Below are 14,091 nucleotides of genomic sequence, written 5' to 3'. Positions count from 1 at the left end.
AGCGAATTCTTTTTCATGAAGATCAAGAGCGTCTTTCCCGGTATTCCGTGAAGAACCTTAAAAAAGGCCGCCCTGGGGCAGCCTTTTTTTTGCAACGATCGACGCTTACGGCTTCTCGGCGCGCGCCTTAAGTGCCTTGAGGGTGTTGAACGGCGCATCCACGACAAACTTGTTGGCCAGCCAGGATGGCACGCTGCCGCCCGGCTCGGTGTGCACCTGGTAGGTCACTTCGACCTGGTCCGCGCCCTTGGGCACGAATTTCCAGAAACCTTCGACCTGGGCGACACGCACGAAACCTTTCTCGTCGGGAACATAGGTCGGTACGCCTTCGAGCTTGCGGGTCAGGCTGCCGTCGGCTGCTTCGCTGGTGGTGACGTGCAGCACCGAATCACGCGGGGTAACCGGCCACGGGGTATTGAACTGGGTGTAGGTCCAGCTCTGCTCACCTTCGTGCTTGAGCAGTTTCTGCGACTTGCATTCGTGAATCCAGGCACAGGCGCCTGTCACGTCGTCCTGCAGCGCGCGCAGCTTGGCCACGCTGGTTTTCATGGTGGTGACGCCCCGGTAGGCCTTGTATTTGGAACCGGCCACTTCACTCAAGGAGACCTTGATGCCGTCTTCATCCTTGGCCGTTTGCCAATCTTCGGCGTGGGCGGTGGCCGAGAGCAGAACGGTCAACCCACAGAGCACAGCAATTCGATGCAGCGAACCCATTGTCTTATTCCTTATTGTTGAAGTTCCGTTCATTGAAAACACTTCACGCCGCCGTCACTTGCTCCCACCAGCCCAACAAGCGGATAGCCTCTTCCCGGCTGCCGCCGCAGACTTCGACATCGGCCTGGAACGCACCACAGACGGCGGGCCGTTCGGGTTGGCCGAACAAACCGCACAGCAGTTCGACAGAAAGATGGATGCAACGTTCTCCGGCCGGTTTGCCATTGGGCATTCCAGGAATCGGGGTACTGATGGAAGGGGCAATGCAACAGGCGCCACAGCCTTCACGGCAGTTCATGACGACAAGCTCCTCGCGACGGGCAAAGTATTGAAATGACGCGGACTAGAGTAACCGCTAAAACAGCCGTTTGAAATTGGCCATCCGCTGGTTTTTGCTCTCGGGCTCGCGTGACTGACCAGTCTCCGACAAAGCGTCAGGGCCGCGGGTCACAGTCAGGATGAGGGTTTACTGCTTGAACTCGAAATCCAGCGCCGCGCCTTCCACATCACGCCGCTCGTCATTGCGCAGCTGCAACTGCATTTCGTTGCTCAGCAGGCGGCCGTTGAGCTGGAACGGACTGTCGTCCTTGGGTTTCTCGCCGAACATCGGCGGCAACAACGGAGTGCGTTTGGGTTGGTTGACCGAACCGATCGGCTGCAATTGCTTGACCATCTCCGGCGGCAGGCTCAGATCCACATTGGCTGATGGCAAACGCGTCTTCACGATTTCGCTGGCAGGCTTGGACTTGGAGGCAATCGGCGCACGCCTTTTCTGGGCCTTGGCCTTGGGGTTGGCCTTGCTGGTCGCGGTCGCCTTCTTTACCGGTGCGGTTTTCTTGGCTGCTGCGGTTTTCTGCGACTTATTCGCGGTGGCGCTTGTCGCGACCTTTTCCTGGGCTGGAGCCGCCAGGACGCTGGCCGTGCCAAAAGCACTCAAGACACTGACCAATACCCAGGCAACAGGAAAAATCGCTTTCATAGGGAAACAACAGGATCGGCGGCAAAGAGCCATATGCTCGCCTGTTGACCGCGCGAAAACAAGCGCGGTAACCGATCCTTCAAAAACCGCCCGCGGCCTCCTGGCACAGTTGGCTGGCCAACATGCCCAGGGTCATCAAGGCTCGCTCGGCCTCGCGATTCCACGGGGTGCCGCAGTTGAGGCGAATGCAGTGGTTGAACTGCTCGGTATTACTGAAGATCAGCCCCGGCGCGATACTGATGCCCTGCTGCAATGCCCGGACATGCAATTCCTGGGTATTGACCCGCCCCGGCAGGCTGACCCAGAGAATGAAACCGCCGTTCGGACGGGTAATCTGCGTGCCCTCTGGAAAGTACTGCTGCACCGCCAGCTGAAACGCGCTGAGGTTCTTGCGGTACTCCTGACGGATAAAACGTAGATGCCGGTCGTAACCGCCGTTCTCCAGGTAGGCCGCGACCCCCATCTGGGTGACGCTGCAGGCCGAATGAGTGCTGAAGGTCTGCAAGCGCTGGATTTCCTGCTGGTACTTGCCGGCAATCATCCAGCCGATGCGCACACCGGGTGACAGGGTCTTGGAAAAGCTCGAGCAATAGATCACCCGATCCAGCCGGTCATAGGCTTTCAGCGCCTTGGTACGACCGACCTCGAACATCAGTTCGCCGTAGATATCGTCCTCGACCACCTGGATATCGAAATCCGAGGCCAGGCGCAGCAATTGCTTCTGTCGCTCTTCCGGCATGGTGCCGCCCAGTGGATTGCTCAGGCGCGTGGTCAGCACCAGGGCCTTGATCGACCATTGGTTGGCCGCCAGTTGCAGCGCCTCCAGGCTCATGCCGGTGGAAGGGTCGCTGGGAATCTCGATGACCTTGAGCCCGAGCAGGTCGGCCAGTTGCAGCAGGCCGTAGTAAGTCGGCGACTCCGCGGCGATCAGGTCGCCTGGGCGGGTCAGCACGCGCAACGACATCTGCAGGGCATCCACGCAGCCGTGGGTGATCACCACTTCGGACGGATCGACCACCACGCCGGCGTCGCGCATGCGAATCGCCACCTGGCGGCGCAACGGCTCGAAACCGGGGCTGAACATGTAGCTGAAGGCGCGCGGACTGTGGAAACGGGTCACCTTGGCCAGTTGCTGGTGCAGCGCCCGCACCGGCAGGTAATCGACGCTGGGCACCGCAGCCCCCAGCGGAAACACGCCTTCACGGCGCGATTCCACCAACACCTGATGAATGATGCTGCTGCGCGTCACCAGGCCTGGCCGTTCGACCCGGGCGATGTCCGGGGTCGGCGCGGTCAGCGCCGGGGTCTGGTGCACGTAATAACCCGACTGCGGACGGGCGCGGATCAGCCCCTGGTCCTCGAGATTGGCGTAGGCCTGGAGCACCGTGGCATGGCTGACGTTGAGCTGGGAACTCATCTTGCGTACCGAAGGCACGCGTTCCCCGGGCTGGTACACACCACGACGGATATCTTCAGCCAGCTGCTGAGCGATACGTTGATAAAGCAAGAGATTGGTCATGACGCTGCACTCGATTTCACCGGCATTTTATTCTTGTGGATGACGATACCGGAACAGTTCATAAGTGTACTGGGACAGTTGCCACAATAGTCGACCGTACAGGGCAGTGTCAGCAAAAACTGTACTGTTTTGTGTGCCAATCGTCAGGCACAAAAAAACCCGGCTCCGCAGGGAAACCGGGTTGTTTTGACCATCCGCGTCTTAGCGCGCGGCGCCCAGCTGGCCTTTCTCGTCGGAGAAGACGATTTCCACCCGACGGTTCTGCGCTCGCCCACGTTCGGAGGCATTGGCCTCGACCGGGTACTCATCACCATAACCTTCGACCTGGACCCGTTTCTCCTCGACCCCCAGGTCCACCAGGATATCGGCCACGGCCTGCGCCCGGTCGCGGGACAGTTTCAGATTGCTCTGCTTGTCGCCGGTGTTGTCCGTGTAACCCTCGATCCGCACCACGCGCTTGGGGTTCAGCTGGAGAAACTGCACGACCTTGAGCACAGTGCGGTTGGCCGAGCTTTTCAGCTCCGCCTCGCCGGTGTCGAACAGCACATCGCCCAGGGTCATCACCAGCCCGCGATCGGTCTGGGTGGTGGCCAGGTTGATAATCTGCTCTTCCAGCCACTTACCCTGTTGCTGCACGCTCAGCAGCTTGGCCTCGCGCAGCGCCAGTTGCAGGCGCTGGCGTTCGAGTTCGAGCTTGGCCGCCTGCTCCTGGTTCAGCGCCTGGTTGGTGTGCTCGCGGGCGATTTCGCTGTAGCGCTGGCTGAGGTAGGCGTAGTGCACCACATCCGAACCGCTGCCCCAGTAGCTGGACAGGCGATCGGCCCGGGCCAGGGACTCACCGGCACGGATCACATCCTTGGGCGCGATGCGCAGCACGTTGGAGTCTTCCTTGACCTTCTGGAAGTCTTCGCTGGCCTGTTCCAGCGCTGCTTCGCTGCGTTGCCCGGCGCAGCCGTAGAGGCCGGTGCAGGCGATCAGCAGCACGCCACCCAATACTCGAGTCAGACGAATCATTGGGCATCTCCCAACTGCTTGCGCAGGCGAGTGATGCGGGTCTGGACCAGGTTCAGCTGTTCCTGGCTTTTCAGGGTCAGGACGCGCGCCTCGGCCAGGCGCGCATCCAGTTCCGCCTGCTCGGCACGCATGCGCGCGTGCTTGAACGACTCTTCCTGCATGTTGCGTTGGGCGCGGGCGAACTTGTCCTCGGCCAGTTTCATTTCCGGCACATCCTCTGCCGTGGCCCCCACGGCCTTGGCCTGGGCCAGGGTTTGTTCGGTCAGGCGCATTTGTTCATTCGGCGCCGGATCGGCTGCGCAACCCGCCAGAGCCAGGACGGCCAGGGCAGCGAAAAGAGGTCGAATACTCACTAGAAATCCCTACTGTTTGGGGGTACTGACAGGTTGCTGCAACTGTGCCTTCCAACGCTCGAGATTGCGCTGCAGCACGGCTTCCGTCAGACCGGACGCGGGCAATTCTGTCATCTTTTTCGCCAACTGTCCGCGCAACCATGGGTCATTGCAGGCTGAGTTGTGTGAGACAGCCAGGAACAGGCCGGGTTTGTCGGCGGGCTGCTCAAAAGCCAGCAGATCGTTGGCCATGCCCAGCGACTGGGCCAGGGCCATGCCGGCGTAGCGTCCGGCCAGTACGTACTCCACCTCCCCCAGCAGCAGTTTCTGGAACGCCTGGGTCAGGTTCGGCATACGGGTCAGGCTCAATTGGTCCTTGGCGAAGGCCTCGAAGGACGGCGTCAGGCGCGCCCTTTCCGACACTGCGCCGGTATGCCCATGCAGGTCCGACGGCTGACTGTAGCTCAGCGTCGAGCCCTTGCGGGTCCAGACCAGGAAGTCGTTCTCCAGCAACGGCGGATGAATGTAGTCCAGCGCTTCCAGCTCATTCACCGTCAGCGGTGCGTCGGCCAGCATGTCCATGCGCCCGCTGCGCACTTCATCCAGGGCGGCGGAGCGTTTGCCGGCATACAACAGCTCGACCTTGATCCCCAGCTGCTGTGCCACGTGCTGCAGCAGTTCGGCGCTGGCGCCAATCAGGTGGCTGGGGTCCTGCGGGTCGCGCCACAGATACGGCGGGGCATCCGGACTGCCGGTCACCACCAGGCGCTCGCATTTGCCGGCGGCCATCGACGACAACGGCATCAATGTCAGGCCCAGCAGCACTGACAGACCACCCAGGCGGCGCAGATCCATGGCGAAATTCTCCCACTCACATCCCAGACAATAAAAAAGCCCGGCCAAAAGACCGGGCTCTTTATAAGTGAAGCCGCTGGATTAGACCAGCTTCTCCAGCTCAGGTACGGCTTCGAACAAGTCCGCTACCAGGCCGTAGTCGGCCACCTGGAAGATTGGCGCTTCTTCGTCCTTGTTGATCGCAACGATCACCTTGGAGTCTTTCATGCCGGCCAGGTGCTGGATCGCGCCGGAGATACCGACGGCGATGTACAGCTGTGGCGCAACGATCTTGCCGGTCTGGCCGACCTGCATGTCGTTGGGTACGAAACCTGCGTCGACCGCGGCGCGCGAAGCACCCACGGCGGCGCCCAGCTTGTCGGCCAGGGCGTACAGGTGCTTGAAGTTGTCGCCGTTCTGCATGCCGCGGCCGCCGGAAATGACGATCTTGGCAGCGGTCAGTTCAGGACGGTCGGACTTGGCCAGCTCTTCGCCGACGAAGCTCGATTTGCCTGCATCGTGAGCGGCAGCAACCGCTTCGACAGCGGCCGAACCACCTTCGGCGGCAACCGGGTCGAAACCGGTGGCACGCACGGTGATGACCTTCACCGCAGCATTCGATTGCACGGTGGCAATGGCGTTACCGGCATAGATCGGACGCTTGAAGGTGTCGGCACTTTCTACCGAGATGATCTCGGAGATCTGGTCGACGTCCAGCTGCGCGGCAACCCGCGGCAGGATGTTTTTGCCGTTGGAAGTGGCGGCGGCCAGGATGTGGCTGTAGCTCTTGCCCAGCTCTGCTACCAGAGGGGCAACGTTTTCCGGCAGCTGATGCGCGTAAGCAGCGTTGTCAGCGGACAGGACCTTGCTCACGCCAGCGATTTTCGCAGCGGCTTCAGCCACGGCGCCAACGCCCTGGCCGGCAACCAGAACGTGGATGTCGCCGCCAATCTTGGCGGCAGCAGCCACAGTGTTCAGGGTGGCCGGGGCCAGTACTTTGTTGTCGTGTTCAGCAATAACCAAGATAGTCATTTAGATTACCTTCGCTTCGTTTTTCAGTTTCTCGACCAGTTCAGCGACCGACTTGACCTTGATACCCGCGCTGCGTGCAGCCGGCGCTTCGACTTTCAGGGTCTTGTTGGTAGAGGCGGTGGAAACGCCCAAAGCATCAGGAGTCAGCACTTCAAGCGGCTTCTTCTTGGCTTTCATGATGTTTGGCAGGGACGCGTAGCGCGGCTCGTTCAAACGCAGGTCGGTGGTGACGATCGCCGGCAGGCTCAGCGAAACGGTTTGCAGACCGCCGTCGATTTCACGGGTCACGGCAACCTTGTCGCCCGACACTTCGACCTTGGAGGCGAAGGTGCCTTGAGCGTAACCGCTCAGGGCAGCCAGCATCTGGCCGGTCTGGTTGTTGTCGCTGTCGATGGCTTGCTTGCCAAGGATCACCAGTTGAGGCTGTTCCTTGTCGACCACGGCCTTGAGCAGCTTGGCCACGGCCAGCGAGTTCAGTTCATCAGCGGATTCGACGAGGATGGCACGATCGGCACCCAGCGCCAGGGCGGTACGCAGTTGCTCTTGAGCAGTAGCGGGACCGATGGAGACGACGACGATTTCAGTCGCTACGCCTTTTTCTTTCAGGCGTACGGCTTCTTCCACTGCGATTTCGCAGAAAGGGTTCATCGACATCTTGACGTTGGCGAGGTCGACGCCGGAATTGTCCGCCTTGACGCGAACCTTGACGTTGTAATCGACAACGCGTTTGACAGCTACAAGAACCTTCATGGATTCCTCGTTACTCTCCGGTGAAAAGAAAGTCGCCTAGGCGAACCTGGCGGTTGATGCTCATCGGGCACAAGGGCACCTCTAAAAACGCTGGCATTGCCCCTTGGGACAGCAGACAGATGACCCTGCTCACGGGATGATGACCGTTCGTCAGTAGCGACTGGCCGGTCATTCTTTAGCGCGGCGTGTAAACTGCGCGTTGCGTCACCTTGTACTGCTTTCGCCCTGTCTTTAGAGGTGCTCTTGAAACCAACAGTCAGCCTACGGCGAGCGCAAAACCGACCGTATCTTGACCGGAACGCCTATTCTGGTCAATACGCCAAAATGGTCTGTCATAAGCCGCGCTTCTTTGATTTACATGGGCTGCAGCAAATTCAAACAAACGTTTGTATTGGACGCTAAGAGTGGTGTAGATATAATGCGCCGCCTAGAGATAAAGGCGGGTCGTTCATTGTCCCCTCCCCTGTTTGGCGGAGAAAACCATCGATGCGACACCCAACCTCCAATTAGAAAAAAACCGTTGAGCCTTGAGTAGGAGATAGCCTAGTGGAACGCGAATACATGGAATTCGACGTGGTCATCGTCGGTGCCGGCCCCGCTGGCTTGTCCGCCGCCTGCCGACTGAAGCAGAAGGCCGCCGAAGCCGGTAAGGAAATCAGCGTCTGCGTGGTCGAGAAAGGCTCCGAAGTCGGTGCTCACATTCTTTCCGGCGCCGTGTTCGAACCGCGCGCCCTGAACGAGTTGTTCCCGGACTGGAAGGAACTCGGCGCGCCGCTGAACACCCCGGTCCAGCGCGATGACATCTATGTCCTGAAAAACGCCGACAGCGCGACCAAAGTTCCCGACTTCTTTGTGCCCAAGACCATGCACAACGAAGGCAACTACATCATCTCCCTGGGCAACCTGTGTCGCTGGCTGGCCCAGCAGGCCGAGAACCTGGGCGTGGAAATCTACCCGGGCTTCGCCGCCCAGGAAGCGCTGTTCGACGAGAACGGCGTGGTCCGCGGGATCATCACCGGCGATCTGGGTGTCGATCGCGAAGGCAATCCGAAGGAAGGCCTGTACACCCCCGGCATGGAACTGCGTGGCAAATACACCCTGTTCGCCGAAGGCTGCCGTGGCCACATAGGCAAGCAGCTGATCAAGCGCTTCAACCTGGACAGCGACGCCGACGCCCAGCACTACGGCATCGGCCTCAAGGAAATCTGGGAAGTCGACCCGGCCAAGCATCAGCCAGGCCTGGTGGTCCACACCGCCGGCTGGCCGCTGGACATCATGGGCACCGAGAACACCGGCGGCTCCTTCCTTTATCACCTGGAAAACAACCAGGTGGTGGTCGGCCTGATCGTCGACCTGTCCTACAGCAACACCTACCTGTCGCCGTTCGACGAGTTCCAGCGCCTCAAGCATCACCCGGTGTTCAAGCAGTACCTGGAAGGCGGCAAGCGCGTCAGCTACGGCGCGCGGGCCATCTGCAAAGGCGGCCTGAACTCGCTGCCGAAGATGGTGTTCAAGGGCGGCGCGCTGATCGGTTGCGACCTGGGCACCCTGAACTTCGCCAAGATCAAGGGCAGCCACACCGCCATGAAGTCCGGCATGCTCGCCGCTGACGCCGTGGCCGATGCGCTGTTCGCCGGCTCCGAAGGTGCCGACGAACTGAACACCTATGTAGAAGCGTTCAAGTCCAGCTGGCTGTACGAAGAGCTGTTCGCCAGCCGCAACTTCGGCCCGGCGATCCACAAGTACGGCGCCATCGTCGGCGGCGGTTTCAACTGGGTCGACCAGAACATCTTCGGCGGCAAGCTGCCGTTCACCCTGCACGACACCAAGCCGGACTACGCCTGCCTGAAGCTGGCGGCGGACTGCAAGAAGATCGACTACCCGAAACCGGACGGCAAGCTCAGCTTCGACAAACTCAGCTCGGTGTTCATCTCGGGTACCAACCATGAAGAAGAACAGCCTTGCCACCTGAAACTGACCGATCCGAGCATCCCGATCGGCAAGAACCTGCCGCTGTACGATGAGCCTGCTCAACGCTACTGCCCGGCCGGGGTGTATGAAGTGATCACCAAGGAAGACGGCGAGAAGCGCTTCCAGATCAACGCGCAGAACTGCGTGCACTGCAAGACCTGCGACATCAAGGACCCGGCGCAGAACATCACCTGGGTCGCGCCGGAAGGCGCGGGCGGCCCGACTTACCCGAACATGTAAGGCGTACACTCAAAGAAAAAAGGCTCCCGAATGGGGGCCTTTTTTATTGCCAGCACCACTGCCCCGCTTCTGTAGGAGCACAGCTTGCGTGCGATAAGGCCTTGGCAATGTCTCTGTCAGACCGCGTCGCTATTCATCGCGGGCAAGCCTCGCTCCTACAGAAGAGTGTCGCGCCACGCCATCACGCTGCTCGCTCATCCCCCGGATTGCGCTCGAAGTAGCGCTTGTATTCACGACTGAACTGAGAGGTGCTCTGGTACCCCACCCGATGCGCCACCTGGGCCACGCCCAGCCCTTCCCCCAGCAGCAACTGCTGCGCCTTGAGCAAGCGCAGGCGCTTGAGGTACTGCACCGGCGACAGCAGCGTGCTGCGCTTGAAGTGCTCATGGAAGGTCGAGGCGCTCATGTTCGCGCAACGGGCCAGGGTCTCGACGTTCAGCGGCTCGGTGTAATGCTCGTGCAAGTGATTCAGCGAGGCGGAAATCCGCGCGAACTGCCCGTGCTGCTCCACCAGCGCGCGCAGCACATCGGCCTGCGGCCCGCGCAAGACGGTGAACATCAACTCGCGCAAACGCGCCTGGCCCATGACCTTGCATTCCAGAGGATCGTGCAGGCAGCGCAGCAGGCGCTCCACGCAACCGCGCATGGTGTCGTCGAGCACCACCGAGGTCATGGACTCCGGGGTTTGCGCCTGGGCACTGCGTCCTGCGGCAACGCCCATCGCCAGCACCAGTTCGCCCAACAAGGCCCGGTCGAGGGCGATGGACACCCCGAGCAACGGCGCATTGGGCATGGCGAAAGTCTCGCACTCGAAAGGCACCGACAACGCCTGGATCAGGTAATGCCCGGCGCCGTACTCCAGGGTCCGCGGGCCCAGGTACGCCAGTTTGCTGCCCTGGACGATGATCATCAGGCTCGGCTCATAGATCTGCGGGCCGCGGGCCACATCACAACTGGCCCGCAGCACCATGACCCCCGGCAGCTCGGTGGGGACGAAACCATCGCGGGTCGCAAGGGGCTGGATCAGGGATACCAGGGTGGCGTTGGCATCGAGATGACGGGTCAACAACATGGGGAAAACTTCACGGAAAAAGGGATGAAAACATCATCGCAGGTCTGAACGCCAATGCCGCGCGCAAATGGCCGATGGCGGAGGAATAGGCATGACATGCCGAGGAATCGCCATGTTCGCGCCCGGCAGCGGCGCCGAGAATGGCCCGCCTCACCTGTCAGTGCTTTTGCGAGGTTCATCATGTACACAGCCATCGGTTACGCCGCCCAGTCAGCCACCACGCCCCTCGCCCCCATGAGCTTTCAGCGACGCAGCCCGCGCTCCGACGACGTGGCCATCGAGATTCTCTACTGCGGCGTCTGCCACTCCGATATCCACCAGGCCCGCAATGAATGGGGCATCGCCGTGTACCCGCTGATGCCGGGCCACGAGATCGTCGGCAAGGTCACCGCGGTCGGTGCCCACGTGACCAGGCACAAGGTCGGCGACCTGGTCGGCGTCGGCTGCATGGTCGACTCCTGCCGGCATTGCGAGGCCTGCGCCGCCAACCTGGAGCAATACTGCCTGGAAGGCCCGACCATGACCTACGCCACCCCGGACCGGGTCGACGGCAGCAACACCATGGGCGGGTACTCCGACAGCATCGTGGTCAGCGAGCACTTTGTCGTGCGTATCCCCGAGAAACTCGACCTGGCCAGCGCCGCGCCGATCCTCTGCGCGGGCATCACCACCTACTCGCCGCTCAAGCATTACGGGGTGAAGGCTGGCGACAAGGTGGGCATTCTCGGCATGGGTGGCCTGGGCCACATGGGCATCAAGTTCGCCAAGGCCCTGGGCGCAGAAGTGACCCTGTTCACCCGTTCGGCGAGCAAGGCCGAAGAAGGTCGTCGCCAGGGCGCCGATCATGTGATTGTCTCCACCGATGCCGAGCAGATGAAAGCCGCGGCCGGCCGCTTCGATTTCCTGCTGGACACCATCCCGGTGCAACACGACCTCAACCCCTACCTGGATACCCTGCGTTTTGACGGCGTACACATCCTGGTCGGCCTGATCGAACCGGTGGACCCGCCCGTGCACGCGGCCAAGCTGGTGCTGGGCCGTCGCGTGCTGGCCGGTTCGCTGATCGGCGGCATCGCCGAAACCCAGGAAGTGCTGGATTTCTGCGCCGAGCACAACATCACCTGCGACATCGAAATGCTCGACATCCGCCAGATCAACGAGGCTTACGCGCGGATGATCGCCGGCGATGTGAAATACCGCTTCGTCATCGACATGGCGACCCTCAAGCAATAAACCGCGTGCTGTAGGAGCGAGGCTTGCCCGCGATGGCGATGGACCTGGAAAAATCCCATCGCGGGCAAGCTCCGCTCCTACAGAAGCCTGAGTCAGCCGCCGAGCTCGGCGGAGATGCCAGCCGCGGCCTGCTTGATCACCGGGATCAGCTCGGCCATCTTCTCCAGCGGCATGTACGGCACCGTGCTGGCGATACTGATGCCGGCGACGATCTTGCCGCTGGCATCGCGGACCGGCGCCGCCACACAACGGATCGACGGTTCGTTGTCCTCCAGGTCGAAGGCATAACCGCCCGCCACATATTCCTGCATGCGCTGCTGGAACTGCTCCCAGGTCGGCTCTTCATGCTGCGGCCAGAGGGCATTCCTGCCGCCCGCCGGCAGGCTCACTTCATATAAACGCTGCCACTCCTGCGGCGTGCTATCGAGCAGCAGCGCCTTGCCGATCCCGGTGCGCGCCAGCGGCATGCGATGGCCGACCCGCGAGCGCATTTCCGGGCCGTTGCGCCCAGGGTTCTTGTGCAGGTACAGCACATCGTCGTCTTCGCGGATCGCCAGGTGAATGGTGTCGCCGGTCAACGCCGACAGCTCGTCGAGGAATGGCCTGGCCAGGGTCACCAACGGCAAGGCTTCGCGCGCCTGGAAACCCAGCTCGATCAGCTTCGGCCCCAGCAGGTAGCCGACCTGCGGCACCACCCTCAGGTAACGCTCGTCCACCAGGCAACTGGCCAGGCGATGGGTGGTACTGCGGGTGGTGCCGATCAGCCGGGCGATTTCCTTGAGGTCGCGGGCACCGCTGGCCACGGCCTGCACCACCGCCAAGCCACGGAGCAATGTCTGGGTACCGGTGGGGGCGGCATCCTTGGCGGTCTTTGCTGCGTCGTCCTGCATATCCAGCCTTTTGAGGGTGAGAACGGGCGGCATTATGGTCGCCCGCCCCCCGCCACTACAACTCGATACGCTCGACCTTGCCCACCAGCAGCACGTAGGACAAGGCCCCCGCCAGCGCCAGCACGGCAATGTAGGTAATGGCCGGGGCGAAGGAGTCGCCGCTGGCCAGGAAGCCGATGACGATCGGCGTGGCAATCGCCGACAGGTTGCCGATGAAGTTGAACACCCCGCCGGTCAGCCCCAGCAACCGTGCCGGTGCCAGGGTCGAGACCAGCGACCAGGTGATCGAGGCCAGGCCGTTACCGAAGAACGCCAGCGCCAGGAAGGCGATCACCAGCGGCGTCGACTCGACGAAGTTGGCGCCGATGATCGAGGTGGAAATCAGCAGCCCGCCAATGATCGGCAGCTTGCGGGCAAAACCCACCGAGGCGCCACGCCGGATCAGCCAGTCGGAGAAGAACCCGGAACACAGCACGCCGACAAAGGCCGCGAGGAACGGCAGCGACGCCAGCAGGCCGGACTTGATGAAGTCCATGCCGCGGTACTTCACCAGGTAAGTGGGGAACCAGGTGAGGAAAAACCACAGGGTCGAATTGAGGCAGAACTGCCCCAGATAAATGCCCCACAGCTTGCGCTTGCTCAGGACGATCCCCAGGTCCGTCCAGTTGAAGCGCGCCTTGCGCTTGGCCGTCTCGCGCTGGATATCCACCAGGCCGCCACCCTGGCGGATCAGGTCGATTTCCGCCGGGTTGGCGCCCTTGAAATCCCGTGGTTCGCGATACACCGCGTACCAGATCGCCGCCCACAGAATGCCCACCGCGCCGGTGACGACAAACACCATCTGCCAGCCAAAGGCATGCTGCAGCCAGGCCAGCACCGGGGTGAGAAAGGCCAGCCCGACAAACTGCCCGGAGGTGTAAAAGCCGATGGCCGTGGCACGTTCGCGCTCGGGAAACCAGGTGGTCACCACCCGGCTGTTGATCGGATAGGCCGGCGCCTCCAGCGCGCCCACCGCCATGCGCAGGACGAACAGGGCGATAAAACTGGCGGCGAAACCGAGCATCACCGTCGCCAGCGACCACAGCAGCAGCGCCGCGGTGTAGAGAATGCGCGGCGGCACCCGGTCCACCAGCCAGCCACCGGGGATCTGCATGGCGGCGTAGGTCCAGCCGAAGGCCGAGAAAATCAGCCCGACGTGGATCGGGTCGATGCCCAGGTCGCTGGTCAGCGCCGGCGCGGCGATCGACAGGTTGCTGCGGTCCAGGTAGTTGATCACCACCGTGATGAACAACAGCAGCATGATGAAAAAACGCTTGCGGCTCGGCGCGACGAGCGACGCCTGCCCGGTGAAGGTTTCCGGTTGCATGGGGATGCCTCTTCTTATGGTTATTGAGGGCAATGTTTCTCTGTACCTGTAGGAGCGAGCTTGCTCGCGATGGCGTCGGTTGCTTCACGGCGATAAGAAGTCAGACCCTGTCGTCTGCATCGCGAGCAAGCTCGCTCCTACAAGC

General features: G+C 61.7%; 14 protein-coding genes. 2 read left to right on the top strand and 12 right to left on the bottom strand.

Going from position 1 to position 14,091, the window contains the following annotated elements; genetic code table 11:
* Positions 1-105 precede the first annotated feature (105 nt).
* The 9 genes from PVZ80_RS07355 to PVZ80_RS07315 form a co-directional block, all read right to left on the bottom strand.
* Positions 106-714, bottom strand: a complete 609-nt coding sequence (locus PVZ80_RS07355) for an START domain-containing protein (RefSeq protein WP_009047868.1) — start codon at positions 712-714, stop codon at positions 106-108.
* Positions 715-757: 43 nt separating this feature from the next.
* On the bottom strand, positions 758-1,012 hold the full coding sequence (locus PVZ80_RS07350; RefSeq protein ID WP_007928142.1) for a YkgJ family cysteine cluster protein: 255 nt from the start codon (positions 1,010-1,012) through the stop codon (positions 758-760).
* Between the two features lie 168 nt (positions 1,013-1,180).
* The gene (locus PVZ80_RS07345) at positions 1,181-1,693 is read right to left on the bottom strand and encodes a translation initiation factor 2 (RefSeq protein WP_257374583.1); all 513 of its coding nucleotides are present in this window, start codon (positions 1,691-1,693) and stop codon (positions 1,181-1,183) included.
* A 79-nt stretch (positions 1,694-1,772) separates the two neighbouring features.
* Entirely contained in the window at positions 1,773-3,212 is a 1,440-nt protein-coding gene (locus PVZ80_RS07340) for an aminotransferase-like domain-containing protein (protein WP_009047866.1), read from the bottom strand.
* A gap of 201 nt (positions 3,213-3,413) precedes the next feature.
* Complete coding sequence (locus PVZ80_RS07335) at positions 3,414-4,226, bottom strand: OmpA family protein (RefSeq protein WP_009047865.1); 813 nt, start codon at positions 4,224-4,226, stop codon at positions 3,414-3,416.
* On the bottom strand, positions 4,223-4,579 hold the full coding sequence (locus PVZ80_RS07330) for a DUF4398 domain-containing protein (protein ID WP_009042881.1): 357 nt from the start codon (positions 4,577-4,579) through the stop codon (positions 4,223-4,225). Before PVZ80_RS07330 ends, PVZ80_RS07335 begins: the two co-directional genes overlap by 4 nt.
* Before the next feature lie 9 nt (positions 4,580-4,588).
* On the bottom strand, positions 4,589-5,413 hold the full coding sequence (locus PVZ80_RS07325; RefSeq protein ID WP_273863608.1) for a substrate-binding periplasmic protein: 825 nt from the start codon (positions 5,411-5,413) through the stop codon (positions 4,589-4,591).
* Positions 5,414-5,494: 81 nt separating this feature from the next.
* Entirely contained in the window at positions 5,495-6,424 is a 930-nt protein-coding gene (locus tag PVZ80_RS07320; RefSeq protein ID WP_273863607.1) for an electron transfer flavoprotein subunit alpha/FixB family protein, read from the bottom strand.
* Positions 6,425-7,174, bottom strand: a complete 750-nt coding sequence (locus tag PVZ80_RS07315; protein WP_016702138.1) for an electron transfer flavoprotein subunit beta/FixA family protein — start codon at positions 7,172-7,174, stop codon at positions 6,425-6,427.
* A gap of 546 nt (positions 7,175-7,720) precedes the next feature.
* Between PVZ80_RS07315 and PVZ80_RS07310 the strand changes: the two genes are divergently transcribed.
* Positions 7,721-9,385, top strand: coding sequence for an electron transfer flavoprotein-ubiquinone oxidoreductase (locus PVZ80_RS07310; RefSeq protein WP_016702137.1), 1,665 nt, complete (start codon positions 7,721-7,723; stop codon positions 9,383-9,385).
* 181 nt (positions 9,386-9,566) lie between these two features.
* Here PVZ80_RS07310 and PVZ80_RS07305 read toward each other — a convergent pair whose 3' ends face one another.
* Positions 9,567-10,457, bottom strand: coding sequence for an AraC family transcriptional regulator (locus PVZ80_RS07305; RefSeq protein WP_016702136.1), 891 nt, complete (start codon positions 10,455-10,457; stop codon positions 9,567-9,569).
* A gap of 180 nt (positions 10,458-10,637) precedes the next feature.
* Here PVZ80_RS07305 and PVZ80_RS07300 point away from each other — a divergent pair, with 180 nt between their 5' ends.
* Complete coding sequence (locus tag PVZ80_RS07300) at positions 10,638-11,690, top strand: NAD(P)-dependent alcohol dehydrogenase (protein ID WP_273863605.1); 1,053 nt, start codon at positions 10,638-10,640, stop codon at positions 11,688-11,690.
* 92 nt (positions 11,691-11,782) lie between these two features.
* Here the strand turns inward: PVZ80_RS07300 and PVZ80_RS07295 are convergent, their stop codons facing one another.
* Both PVZ80_RS07295 and PVZ80_RS07290 read right to left on the bottom strand, forming a co-directional pair.
* Positions 11,783-12,580, bottom strand: coding sequence for an IclR family transcriptional regulator (locus tag PVZ80_RS07295; RefSeq protein WP_097302620.1), 798 nt, complete (start codon positions 12,578-12,580; stop codon positions 11,783-11,785).
* Positions 12,581-12,635: 55 nt separating this feature from the next.
* Positions 12,636-13,946, bottom strand: coding sequence for an MFS transporter (locus PVZ80_RS07290; RefSeq protein ID WP_009047858.1), 1,311 nt, complete (start codon positions 13,944-13,946; stop codon positions 12,636-12,638).
* Positions 13,947-14,091 lie beyond the last annotated feature (145 nt).

The organism is Pseudomonas sp. B3G-3, assembly GCF_028640915.1.
Taxonomy (GTDB): Bacteria; Pseudomonadota; Gammaproteobacteria; order Pseudomonadales; family Pseudomonadaceae; genus Aquipseudomonas; species Aquipseudomonas chlororaphis_I.
The sequence above is the reverse complement of the archived record's forward strand: the minus strand, read 5'-3'. Positions and strand labels throughout refer to the sequence as shown.